The organism is Spartinivicinus poritis (genome assembly GCF_028858535.1).
In the GTDB taxonomy this organism is placed as follows: Bacteria; Pseudomonadota; Gammaproteobacteria; order Pseudomonadales; family Zooshikellaceae; genus Spartinivicinus; species Spartinivicinus poritis.
This window is the reverse complement of sequence record NZ_JAPMOU010000019.1, coordinates 55,801-67,937: the sequence shown is the minus strand read 5'-3', so window position 1 is coordinate 67,937 and position 12,137 is coordinate 55,801. Positions and strand designations below refer to the sequence as shown.

Annotated in this window: 13 protein-coding genes; 6 read left to right on the top strand and 7 right to left on the bottom strand. The window is 39.3% G+C overall.

Annotated features, from left to right (window positions below; genetic code table 11):
- Window positions 1–145 precede the first annotated feature (145 nt).
- The gene (locus tag ORQ98_RS15325; protein ID WP_274689682.1) at window positions 146–904 is read left to right on the top strand and encodes a substrate-binding periplasmic protein; all 759 of its coding nucleotides are present in this window, start codon (window positions 146–148) and stop codon (window positions 902–904) included.
- A 256-nt stretch (window positions 905–1,160) separates the two neighbouring features.
- Here ORQ98_RS15325 and ORQ98_RS15320 read toward each other — a convergent pair whose 3' ends face one another.
- The 3 genes from ORQ98_RS15320 to ORQ98_RS15310 all read right to left on the bottom strand — a co-directional run bounded on the left by ORQ98_RS15320 (window position 1,161) and on the right by ORQ98_RS15310 (window position 3,600).
- Window positions 1,161–1,925: a HesA/MoeB/ThiF family protein gene (locus ORQ98_RS15320; RefSeq protein WP_274689681.1), complete on the bottom strand. Its 765-nt coding sequence runs from the start codon at window positions 1,923–1,925 to the stop codon at window positions 1,161–1,163.
- Window positions 1,926–1,927: 2 nt separating this feature from the next.
- Window positions 1,928–2,200: a MoaD/ThiS family protein gene (locus ORQ98_RS15315; RefSeq protein WP_274689680.1), complete on the bottom strand. Its 273-nt coding sequence runs from the start codon at window positions 2,198–2,200 to the stop codon at window positions 1,928–1,930.
- A gap of 548 nt (window positions 2,201–2,748) precedes the next feature.
- Window positions 2,749–3,600: a GNAT family N-acetyltransferase gene (locus ORQ98_RS15310; RefSeq protein WP_274689679.1), complete on the bottom strand. Its 852-nt coding sequence runs from the start codon at window positions 3,598–3,600 to the stop codon at window positions 2,749–2,751.
- Between the two features lie 359 nt (window positions 3,601–3,959).
- On the opposite strand from ORQ98_RS15310, the gene ORQ98_RS15305 reads away from it, so the two are divergent.
- On the top strand, window positions 3,960–5,876 hold the full coding sequence (locus tag ORQ98_RS15305; RefSeq protein WP_274689678.1) for a flavin monoamine oxidase family protein: 1,917 nt from the start codon (window positions 3,960–3,962) through the stop codon (window positions 5,874–5,876).
- 121 nt (window positions 5,877–5,997) lie between these two features.
- On the opposite strand, the gene ORQ98_RS15300 is transcribed toward ORQ98_RS15305, so the two are convergent.
- Together ORQ98_RS15300 and ORQ98_RS15295 are read right to left on the bottom strand one after the other, a co-directional pair.
- Entirely contained in the window at window positions 5,998–6,267 is a 270-nt protein-coding gene (locus tag ORQ98_RS15300; RefSeq protein WP_274689677.1) for a hypothetical protein, read from the bottom strand.
- A 76-nt stretch (window positions 6,268–6,343) separates the two neighbouring features.
- A complete protein-coding gene (locus ORQ98_RS15295; RefSeq protein WP_274689676.1) occupies window positions 6,344–7,105 on the bottom strand; it encodes a substrate-binding periplasmic protein in 762 nt (253 codons plus the stop codon).
- Between the two features lie 552 nt (window positions 7,106–7,657).
- Between ORQ98_RS15295 and ORQ98_RS15290 the strand changes: the two genes are divergently transcribed.
- The 4 genes from ORQ98_RS15290 to ORQ98_RS15275 all read left to right on the top strand — a co-directional run bounded on the left by ORQ98_RS15290 (window position 7,658) and on the right by ORQ98_RS15275 (window position 10,042).
- A complete protein-coding gene (locus tag ORQ98_RS15290) occupies window positions 7,658–8,242 on the top strand; it encodes an adenylyltransferase/cytidyltransferase family protein (RefSeq protein ID WP_274689675.1) in 585 nt (194 codons plus the stop codon).
- A gap of 13 nt (window positions 8,243–8,255) precedes the next feature.
- The gene (locus ORQ98_RS15285; protein WP_274689674.1) at window positions 8,256–8,882 is read left to right on the top strand and encodes an NUDIX domain-containing protein; all 627 of its coding nucleotides are present in this window, start codon (window positions 8,256–8,258) and stop codon (window positions 8,880–8,882) included.
- A gap of 78 nt (window positions 8,883–8,960) precedes the next feature.
- Complete coding sequence (locus tag ORQ98_RS15280; protein WP_274689673.1) at window positions 8,961–9,512, top strand: hypothetical protein; 552 nt, start codon at window positions 8,961–8,963, stop codon at window positions 9,510–9,512.
- 185 nt (window positions 9,513–9,697) lie between these two features.
- Window positions 9,698–10,042 carry a hypothetical protein gene (locus tag ORQ98_RS15275; RefSeq protein ID WP_274689672.1) on the top strand — a complete coding sequence of 115 codons (345 nt, stop codon included), beginning with the start codon at window positions 9,698–9,700 and terminating at the stop codon, window positions 10,040–10,042.
- 107 nt (window positions 10,043–10,149) lie between these two features.
- On the opposite strand, the gene ORQ98_RS15270 is transcribed toward ORQ98_RS15275, so the two are convergent.
- Both ORQ98_RS15270 and ORQ98_RS15265 read right to left on the bottom strand, forming a co-directional pair.
- Window positions 10,150–10,797, bottom strand: a complete 648-nt coding sequence (locus ORQ98_RS15270) for an OmpA family protein (protein ID WP_274689671.1) — start codon at window positions 10,795–10,797, stop codon at window positions 10,150–10,152.
- A complete protein-coding gene (locus ORQ98_RS15265) occupies window positions 10,785–12,104 on the bottom strand; it encodes a TolC family outer membrane protein (protein WP_274689670.1) in 1,320 nt (439 codons plus the stop codon). Before ORQ98_RS15265 ends, ORQ98_RS15270 begins: the two co-directional genes overlap by 13 nt.
- Window positions 12,105–12,137 lie beyond the last annotated feature (33 nt).

Genomic DNA, 12,137 nt, shown 5'->3' with positions numbered 1-12,137 from the left:
TTTTTGGGCTTGTTGTAAGACTCAACAGTTTAGTAGCTAGTGTCCTAAAAACCCTACGTTATGGGTGTAACTGCTCGATATTAGAATTGGGTAATGATTTATTAATACTATACTAACTGATTTTTTACTGGATACGGATTGTTCTATGAGTCATCTTATCAAAACGCTCTTTGCTATATTTTTTTTGTTGGTGGTTACTACTAAAACCTACTCTCAGCCTATTCATTTATTAACCAATCCTTTTCCACCACTTCACATGACTGTGAGCAACAATGGCTTTGGGAAAGATGAAAATGTTACTGGCCTTGCAACTGAAATTATAAACAAGCTATTTACTCGCTCAAATATAAAATACACCATAACCTTACAACCCTCTGCTGAAGAAAGCCAAGAAATTGCCACCCATAATAATAACTATGGTGTATTCACCACCTTTAAAACTAAACAAAGTCAACATATTTTCAAGTGGGTTGGACCTCTCTTTGAAGAAGATTGGATTATCCTTGCTCCAAAAAATAAAAAAATTGTTATTAAGCAGTTAAGTGACTTACATAAATACCGTATAGGTAGTTATGAACAAGATGAAATTAGTAAGTATCTAATTAAAAATGGTGTCAAACTGATCAAAGCAAAAGGCGATGTTGTAAATGCAGCCAAGTTAAAACTAGGTAAAATTGATTTATGGGCAACTAGCTCACTTTCCGGCCCTGTAATAGCCAAGCGGTATAGCATGCATAACTTGGAAGTTGTCTATAAATTTAATAGAAGTGCACTTTGGTTGGCTTTAAATAAAGATATTAGTGACGACACTGTTTCAACACTAAATGCAAACTTAAATCAGCTTCGCACAGAAGGGTTTATTGATTCAGTTGTGAAAAAATATAGCAACCCTGGAGCAATCTAACTCACAGATTTCACTATACTTATTATATACAATTTTAATTACAGTAATAAATTAAGCTTACAAGATTATTATCAGATTAAGGCCGCATACCCTATAAAAATAATATATAGGGTATACCAACCTTCTATTATTGTTCCCGTCCTATTATTTATACCCAACTTATTGAGTAAAGCAGACTCTATATTTAAACACAGAATCTCTTCAATTATAAATTAGACGACTACAGCTTTATATCAAAATAAATCGATTATTTTCACTATTTTATAGAACAAACGTCACAATTTGCCCTGCGTTGCAATTGCCATCGTTTAAATTCCATACTTGCTAAATCCATAGTTAACAAAGTATTTGTCAATGGGCTGCCAATACCTGTTATCAACTTAATTGCTTCCATTGCAGCCATACACCCCACAGTACCTGATGTTGCACCTATTACAGGAAACTCTCGTTTCCATTGAGGTGGTTCAACTGGATAAATACAGGACAGGCAAGGTGTTTTACCAGGAATTATCGTGGTAATTTGTGCTTCCATTGAATACATAGCGCACTCTATTAATGGTATGTCGTGCTTAACCGCCTCCTGATTCATCGCAAATCTTTCTTGAAATAATGGAGCACAATCTATCACAACATCAACTCCATCCATTAATTTACTAATGTTATTCATATTTGCATTTTCTGGATAAGAAACGATTTCCAAACGTGGGTTGAGCTGTTTCAGTCGCTGCTCTGCTGAGTACACTCGCTCAGTAACTCCAACACCATCATATGTCATCAACAGTTGCCGATTTAAGTCTGAATACTTAATGCTACCTGCGTGAGCCAAAACCATTCGTCCAACTCCAGCGGCTGCCAGCTCATAAGCCACCACTGAGCCTAACCCACCTACTCTGGAAATAAGTACAGTTGCATTGCGTAAGGCTTGTTGGCCTTGTTCACCAAAACCTGGTACCCACATTTGCCATTGATAGATGGCTCGCTCTTCTTCTGTTAGCTCAATTGGCTCAACACAACTCAACATGTTCACCCTCCAGAAATAGGGGCTAATAAAGTCAATACATCCCCTTGTTGAAAAGCGGGATTATCTTCAATGTTAACCTGCTCATTGCCGATTAAGTAAATAACTGACTGACATAGCTTTCCATCAGGCCTTATCAAGGCGCCTTTCAGCTCATTTAAGTGAGAAAGTTGATTAATAGCAGAAGAAAGGTTGTTGTTAGTTAACTTTATCTTAAATGAGTCAGCCCCAGCTTGCAGTCGTAAAGGTCCAAATAGTTTAACCTCTAAATCCATCACAGCTCATCCTTGGTGTTTCATTAATGTTTCTCTATGTTAAAAAACTATAAATATTTCAGCACGACTTGCCTTTGTGAATGTCGTTTTTAATATATTTTTTGCTCTACAAATAGACAAAAAGGTTCGGCTAGTAGCGCTGTGTAAAGCCAGATAACAATATTCAAAGCCATTTATTTTCTGGTAGGCAACTTCCATGCAGAGAAGGAACATATAGACACATAGGCTGGATTTACAGTTTTCGAGCAAAAAAAAGCCCTGATCATAGGGGGGATCAGGGCGAATCAATTACTTTGCCTAGGAGTTAAGGGGTTAACTCAACTGCTGACCAGCATTGTAGTAAACTTACATAAAATCACAAATCCGTAATTTTACGATCAGTACTGTGGATTGTACGTAATGTAATGAGTGCTAACCTAGTATCCTACATATTTATCAAGACTTACGTGAATTAAGCGCCTGTATCAACCCCTTCTTCACTGGCTAAGGCCTCTCTTTAGCAATCATTAATTTTATTAATATTACCTATATATTGACCTAATAGACAGCATTTACCCTACCTCAAAGGAGGCTACACCATAAAAACGATCGAGAGGTAAATCTGGAGTTTTAATTGAGTACATTCTCGCTGTTTCAAACACACTTTGCATGTTATAGCGTTTCGCCAGCTTCAGAGCCTCTTGGTTAACCTCTGGTATATCAAGATAAACAGGTTGCGATGGTTCTATCCCCTGCTTTAAAGCCAAAAAGAGATCATCAGCAATTTCTGGCGTATTAGCAAATAAAGGCCCTACCTTGTAACCACTCAACGCTTTACGAATAACACCATACCCTGCCAAGCTATCATTTTGCACAGCACCTAGAGCGTTACAATCAGACTGATTGATCCATGACTTCAGAAACATAGTTCTTTTTGCAGGGAAAAAAGGACGGCTATACTGCTCAATGGTTGCAAATGGCACTGTAGAGAGATCAACAATATTTGATTGAATGGTAGAACTTCCACCTCCTAAACCTTCAAATCGAATATTACGATAGGCCAGTTGAAAGCCATATTTTTTATAGTTTTCTTGTTGCTCAACTACACCATCCAGACCAATATTGCATCCTTTCAAATAGTTAATACCTGCTTCCCAAATTTTCAGCCCATAGCCTTTGCCACGATAACTTGGGTGAACAATATAGAAACCTAGAAAGCCAAACGACTCACCATATTTAACCGCTGAAATCGTCGCTATAGGCTCATTATCAAGAAGCCCGATAAGAAAGCCATTGGGATCAGCATGATAGTAACATTCTGCATCATTAACACCTGGATTCCATCCCTCTTTAGCAGCCCAATTAATGGCAAGAGCAACCTCTTCTCGATGCATTGTTCGAATAACATAATTATTATTTTCCATTGGATACCTTTCCGCTGTTATGGAAGTAAACATATTTTTTATTCACTGGTAATATGACTCAACCTCTGCCGGTAAATTACTACCAAATCTGTATTTAGTCTAAAAAATTCAACCGATTCAAGACAATTCAACTTGTTGGAATAAGCATCTGTGTAGGTTATGCATAAATCAGTACAGGCAATATTGTTTAAATAAATAGAAAGTAACCCGTACCCTCCTTTAATAAAACCACAGGAAGCAACGTCATATTTCCTTACTAACTCATGATATGACTGTAAAAATACTCACTTGGTGCTCTTGCTAATATAATCTAGCCTTATCTAACGTTTTTGCTCAAATCAAAATCAAGGAGAAGAGAGATGACAACAACAGGGCAAAGTCGTTTAGATTTTTTGAAAAATAACCCTCACGCTTGCGCATGGTCCGCATTAAATCATGCAGTAAATCAACAACAAAAGACTACACCAGGCCCAGTTAAAGTAAAAAATAATGCTTTCTCTGGTAAACGAGCAGTAATAATCGGTTCAGGCATTGGCGGTTTAACAACTGCTTATGAGCTGTTAGCTCAGCAGTCAGGCATGGAAGTAATTATATTGGAAGCACACAACCGAACTGGCGGCCGTTGCTTAACCTTACGTACAGGTGATACTTTAACTGAAGATAAAGATAGAGAACTATTTAACTCTACTCCTGGAGAAACACAAGTCGTTCGTTTTGATCGCCCACTAAATGATAGTGAACCATATTTAAATGCAGGACCTGGCCGAATTCCCTCTAGCCATAAACGACTGCTGCATTATTTGAAAAAGTTTGGTGTTGACCTAGAGGTCTATGTAATGAACAGCGGCTCAAATCTCACCCAAATGGCAGGAGGGCCTTTTCACGGCAAGCCAATTGTTAATCGGCGATTAGATCATAATACTAGAGGTTGGCTAGCTGAAATGGTATATCAAAATGCACAAACACTAATTGAAAGTGCAACCAGTACAAAGGATGACACCAGCAAGCAAGAGTTGATAAATAAATTACAATGCTTAATGGTTACTTTTGGTAATTTAACCAGTGAAGGCAAATATCAAGTTAGCGCCAATATCGAAGGCCAAGATGATGGTGCTTCTGATAGAGCAGGCTATACGATACTACCTGGTGTAGATAGTGGAGAAGTAGCGGAAGCCTTAAGTTTAAATAGTCTTTTAGATTCTGAGTTTTGGAAGAAAACCCGTTTCTATCAACCAGAAGACTTTCTTTGGCAACCCACTCTCTTCCAGCCTGTTGGAGGAATGGATAGAGTGCAACATGCTTTCGCCCAACAAATTGCAGCGCTTGGTGGTACGGTACACCTAAACAGCCCTGTACAAAAAATAGATTGGGATGATATAAAACAGCAGTTTACTATTTATGTTAGCAAAATGGCCAGCACAGAATGTGAAGTATATACAGCCGATTACTGTTTTAGTAATGCTGCCATCCCTTTCCTCAAGGAGCTACTTTCTGAGCGTCTACAATGCAAAACTGTAGGCAAAGGTTTTTCAGAAAGTTTCAAGCAGGCTCTCCAGGCGGTATATCAAGCACAATTTTCACCAGACCCCAGTAAAACAACTGAATTTCCTGAAGCAAAATTTTTAGCCTGTACCACAAAAGTAGGATGGCAAGCCGATCGTTATTTATGGCAAGGCAGTACAATTGGTAATGTATACAACAAAGAGGTCAGTGAAGAGATGTTAAGTGTTCCTGACTCTGAAATAGGTGTTGTCCCAATTTTTGGCGGCATATCTTGGACTGATAATCCAATTACCCAAATTTGGTATCCCTCAACTGGTTACCACGATAAAAAAGGTACATTAACAGGTTGTTATAATTTTCAGGAGAATGCTTTTAAGATGGGTAACGAGCCAGTTAGTAAGCGACTTGACCAAGCAAGAGAAGGAGCCAAGCTCTTTGGTGAAGCATTTGGTAATGGCTTAACCCATGGCGTTGCCATCGCATGGCAAAACATGCCGTATATTAAGGGTGGCTGGGCACAGTGGTATTTGGTTGGTAAAGACTCTCAAGAAAGTGTGAAGCACTTTAACCAATTAATTCAAGGAACTGGAGTAGACGGGGAAGAAAAGCCAAACTTTTTTATCGTAGGTGACCAAGTATCCTCTTTACCTGGATGGCAGGAAGGAGCAATAGCATCAGCACTGAATGCGCTCAGTCGCTTGTCACGCCCAGACTTGCAAATACCACACTTGTCAGTTTTACCAGATACTCGTGTGATGGTAGAAAGCATTTAATTTCAAATAAAGTTGGTGATTAGTATAAAAGCATAAATAAAGTGCTAGACTGCTGAATTATCAGCATATTAAGAGTATGTGTAGGTAGTTTTTTACTTACGCATGCTTTTAGTGATACGAGCTATTCACCCTCAATTTGGGGCGGCGGGTCTATACGCTCAATAACATAGTCTATTAGCTTCATGTTATTATCAAGATTAATTAATAGCCCATCACCACCATCACTTGGATTTTTAGGGCCAATATAAATCTGGTATCCATTCTTTTCTTTTTTGATATTGACTGAGTTATATCTCAAATCAATTTTTTCACTCACTAACCCAGCAGGAAGTTGATAAACCCATTCAACTGACTCTACGTGATCATTAAAATCAAAATACTCAACATCCATTATTTTACCTATCGCTCATAAGAACATCTCTAGTATAAAAATACTAGCCATATTTACTAAGAAGAAGCTACTTTTTTTACTCAAGAAGGGCTTTTTCATGATGCTCAATGACCTTATCAATAACACCATCTGCTTTTAAAACTTCAAGGAGCTCATCATATTTATTAAAACTATCTATATGTTTTGATTTTTTAGACATAGGTGCAAATAAAAATTCACTATCAATATTATTCTTTAGAGCAACTATTTTATCACTGTATCCTAGCTCTTTAACTGTTATGAAACCAGGATAAAAACCATCAGGCGTAAAGTCTATTCTGTTAAGCTCAAGCATTTTGTAAACTTGTGCTCTTGAGGGCAGGTGAGCTCTTAAAGGAAAGTTTTCAGATAGAAAAGAGTCGAATTTTTTTCCTAATGATATTCCTAGCCTAACACCCGCTCTTTTACCTTTAAGATCATTCCACTCCTGAAATGTAAACTCCCTTCCTTTCCATACAAAAACTGATTGTGGGTCTTCTGCAATAGGGACTTTAGTATAAACTGCATATATTTCTCTTTCGTCATTGTGAACAGCAGCCATCATTATATCAAATCGACCAGATTCAACTGCTTTTTGACATCGCTTCCAGCTTCCCCACCTACGAAAAGTTATAGGAATACCCAACTTTTTATCAAAAACAATTGTTAATACTTCAGGGATAATTCCCGTTAATGAATCCCCTTTCTCTATTACAAAAGGTGGGTAATGAACACTACAGGCCATTATTCCTTGATTTGCATATAAGCATTTTGAAAATAAAAAGCAAACCCAGAGAAAACTTACAATTAACAATTTCATAACCAGGCCACTTATAAATACTTCAATTAGCTCTAGTATATAAGCATAGTTGAACTACGTATTAGACACATAGTATGAAGCATTGCTGTTCATTTTTTAGGCGCCTCTCATAGTTGTTTATAGCCACTGTGCAACCTGACTAGCTCTTAAACAAGACAGTTTCTAAAAACAAAGCTAGTAAATTTGTTAGCTGAAGAATGTAGGGTTTATTCTGCTTTTGATGTTAGTTCACTAGATATTGACTAAGATTAGAGGCTGTCTATTAAGGTTTGCTAGATAAGAGAGGATTGGTATTACAATAGACAAAAAAAAGCCCTAACAATCGGGGAAGTTAGGGCATCTAAGAAATTCCATAAAGTTAAGGAGTGTCTTAACGGCGGCAATCCTATCAAATTAAACCAAAGCCCGTATCAGTACTTATACACATAAAAGCTTCGGCAAATACTTATCATGTATATACAAAACCTTTAAATACAGACATTTAACCACCATTTAATCGATATCATTTTTTTAAAATTTTTGTAATAAGATTCACAGGAAACCACCCTATCTATGGACCACAAAACCAAACATATTGGCGTTTTTGGCTCAGCTTTCAATCCACCCACCCAGGGACATGCCAGCGTTATTGAGCAAGCAGCAACAGATTTTGATCAAATTTTGCTAGTGCCTAGTGCCGCTCATGCCTTTGATAAAGAGATGTTGGACTTTGCTGAACGGGTTACCCTGCTGGAAAAGTTCATCCTCCAGTTTACAAACCTCTCCTGCCAGCTCAGCATCTGCTCAATAGAAATGGAAATGCTAAAACAGCAACCCGATAAGCCTGTTTTTACCTATGATCTGTTGAATAAGCTAGATGAAAAGTACCAGGCAAGCAGCCAATCAGTTCAGCTTAGTTTTATTTTAGGGCCTGATAACATGGCTCCAGAGACCTGGCAAAAATTCTATCGGGCGGATGAAATCAAACAACGTTGGGTGTTATACCCTGTACAAGAAAAGAGAACGGTGCGTAGTACAAAAGTAAGAAGCCTGCTTGCAGCAGGTGCAGATAAGTCAGAGTTAGCTGGGCTGTTATCTCCAGAAGTGACTGACTACATCTTTGAAACAGGTTTATACCAATCTCTTCAAGCACAATAAGGTGATCAATTTTATGGCCAAACCCAGCTTTACACTACAAGATGCTGAAGTTATTCAGCAAGATCGCGCATACAACGGTTTTTTCAAAATTGATTGCTATCAGCTTAAGCACCGCCTGTTTCAGGGCGGCTGGAGCAACCCATTGTCTAGAGAGGTCATGGTTAGGCGTCCAGCAACTGCCGTTTTACTTTATGACCCTCACCACGATCAAGTTGTCATTGTAGAACAGTTCAGAGTTGGAGCTTTGGCTGCTAACGACAAAAACCCTTGGCTAATAGAAATAGTCGCGGGTATTATCGAAACTGGAGAGACTGCAGAAGATGTTGCTATTCGCGAAGCCAAGGAGGAGGCCAATTGTGACATACAACAGCTTTTACCTATTTGTGAATACTATCCCAGCCCTGGTGGCTGCTCTGAAAAACTTCACCTGTTTTGCGGCATTATAGATACCTCAGTTGTAGTTGAAGGTGTGTTCGGGTTGGCAGAAGAAGGAGAAGATATTCGCGTAAGCTGTATCCCGGCAAAGCAAGCCATCACTATGGTGCAAGATGGCAAAATTAACAACGCTGCTTCAATTATTGCTCTGCAGTGGCTCGCCCTAAATAAATCAGATATCCAGGAGCGCTTTAGCCAAACATAAAGCTCAACCTTTTAGCTTGAGAGAGGGTTGCAAAAGGTAATGAGCGAAGGTGACACCCTCCAACCCAAGAGGTAACACATGCAACTAAAACCCAGCCTAAAAGCCAGTTTATTGTTAAGCGGTATACTGACCATGACTGGCTGTAGCAGTCTCTCTCTAACCAATTTATTCGGCAACGATGAGCTAGCAGCTGATGCAAACTGGGTTTTAGTGCCTATCGTCAATTTTTCTCCCTCAACTGATGCTGATGAACAAGTTGAGCGAATGATGGCAGTATTAACACCTTCCATCGGTTTAAAAAGCCTTAAACGGCCGCCAGACCCTGAAATTGAATCTGAAGTCGGTTTACTAGACGATGCAAACCGTATCCAAGCAGCTAAAGAGTGGGCTAAAAGCCAGGATTTTCAATACAGCCTAACAGGCAAAGTACTTTCTTGGAATGATGCTGATGCCGATATTAATCAGCCCGCTATGATTAACCTTACTCTAGAAGTCTATGATCTGAAGAATGATGAACTGCTCTGGACCATTAGTGGCAGTAGTGAAGGTATGCGAGGGCAATCGGTATACGAAATCACCCGCCCGCTTATTAGCTCTTTACTAACAAATTTACCATTGAAGACTAACTAAAAAGTATTCCCTCCCAGAAGGACGCTAAACTTATACCCAATACGAAGGGTTTTTAGGTGAGGCTATCAAGCGACGAAAATCCATGAGCCTATAAGTAATAGGTGATTGGGGGCAATGATAACAAAACCTAAAATGATTCGTGAAGGGTATATTTACAGTACCGCTAAAGGTGGGAGCTGCTTAGTATGCTGTATGCAAAAAAAGACGAATCAGGGCTGATTACTGCCATTTCACAACACAAAGAAAGTGATGAGTGGCAGCTGGTTTCTTTTACAGATCACGCCATGCGAGAGTTCTTGGCTCGTAATGAAGATGAAGAGTTAAAACACCGGATTTTAGAAGATGCCGATGCGGATTTTATCAGGGTTTTAGAAGATATAATCGAGTTATTGATAAATAAAGAGGTCTTTCAATTTACTGAGCTTCCAGCCCCTGTCCAGGAAAAACTACTCAGCCGTCGCTGGTATCGAGAACATACCGGCCAAAAACAAGCGTCTAACTTAATGGATGATAATGAAGGTTTAATTTAAAAAATATTTCAATTTTTAAATTAAACCTTTCTGTTGTTACAATTATATTTGTATGTGTGCTATTGGGCTTTTACCCTCAGAAAGCCTGCAGTCTATACACAACGATATTACTGAAAAACATTCCAGCGTTTTATCTGCCCTTGCATTTCAGTTTTAGCTTCGCCCACCACCCGACGGTTTTTCTTTTTATCACGCTCTGCAGCAATTGTCATTAACGGTTGCATAGCGCCTACCGTATGAAGTTTGATACGACTTTCTTTAATTTTAAAGCGGTTTACTAAGATTTCTTTTACCGCTTGAGCACGAGCGACCCCTTGAGACTTATTTTTTTGTCTGTTGCCAGACTGTTCTGAGTGCCCAGTTAAAGTAATACTTGCAGAGGGGTGTTTTCTTGCAAAAATGGCAAGCTGTTGAATTTGTGAAAACTTAACTGTGTTAGTTTCTGGAGTATCAGGATAAAACGGTATGACTACTGTCTTTTTTATTGTTGTCATGCCCTTCTCAGGGCAACCTTGATTATTCACTGCTAACTGGTTATTAGTGCCAGGGCATTGATCTCTAGCATCAATTACCCCGTCACCATCGTTATCTCCTAACCCTTGATCTGTTCCTGGCTCTGTAACACTTAATTCTTCAGCTCCAACTTCTACCACACCTAGTGCTATGACATAAGGTAATAGTAGAGCAGGAAGTATTAGCCACCAGTAACAAATAAAATACCAGCAATGTTTTTTTATAGCAGTTATCGGGTCCATGCATCAGGTAGTTTAACATTCAGTGCAGGTAGTAACTGCCCTGTTGCATTAAATACTCGATAGCGAGAAAAGAGCTCATCATAATCTGCTTCGATGTATGCCTGCCTTGCCTGGAATAATTCGTTTTCACTATCCAGTAAGTCTAACAATGTACGCTTGCCAATATTAAACTGCTGCTGATAGGCCGATACAGTTTGTCTGCTTGAGTTTACATGTTGCTTTAATGACACTTTTTGTTCATTCAAGTATCGATAAGCATTCCAAGAAAGCTTTAAACCTTCTACTACTTGGCGATAAGCATTTTTCTTAACCGCTCTAGCCTCTTCTACTCGATAGGCAGACTCTTCTTTTCTAGCCTTATCTGCAAAGCCGTTAAATAAGTTGTAACGCATCCGCACCATTGCAGTTAAGTCATTATCTCGACCATGAACGCCATCGTTATCGCGATCCCAGGCTTGGTCCACTTCAAAGTCAACCCTTGGCATAAATGGGCTTTTACTGGCTTCATACTGAGATTCAGCTGCTTTAATATCATAATTAGCCGAAACCAGCGTAGGATGGTTTTCTGTTGCTTGTTTTACAGCAGCCTGCATATTGAGCGGCATATACTTCTGGTTAGGCCGTGGTGTAACTAATTTGGCTGGCACCAAATTAATTACCCGGAAAAACTCAGCTTCAGCATCCATTAAGTTATTTTTCGCATTAATCACATTGGTTTTTGCCCTAGCACGGCGACCCGTGATTTGTGCTAAGTCTGAGCTACGGGAAACACCAGACTCTGCTCTTAACCTGATCTGCTGGAAAATACGATTGTGCGTTTTTAGGTTACGCTCTGCTAACTCAAGCAGCTGCTGTTTTTCCAGCACATTTAAATAAACCTCCGCTACTCGCAAAGCAACATTTTCTGCGGTAGAAGACAAAGTGCTTGCCTGTGCCAAGTTTTCATTCGTAGTTCTATCCACTTCATTGGAAGTAGCAAACCCATCGAAAATCATTTGGCGTAACGACAGCGACAGCTCACGTCGGGTAAAGTCAGTGTTATCTTCACCACTTGCCCGAGTGCCCGGTGATGACTTGCGTTGATGACCAATCCCAGCAGCCAGATCTAAAGAGGGCAAATAACCAGACTTTGCTGAACCAATCGCAGCCGTTCCAGCACGATAGCGTTGTAAGCTAATTAAGGTTTGTGGGTTGGTATCCAGTGCTTTTGCCACAGTTTCTTCCAAAGTGGCAGCCTGTGTTGGCAGAACATAGAACAAACTACAAGCCAACGCTAATGGTTTTCCTGCGCGAACAAACAATCTCACGATGTAACGCCCCCAAATAATTTCTTATAAGTC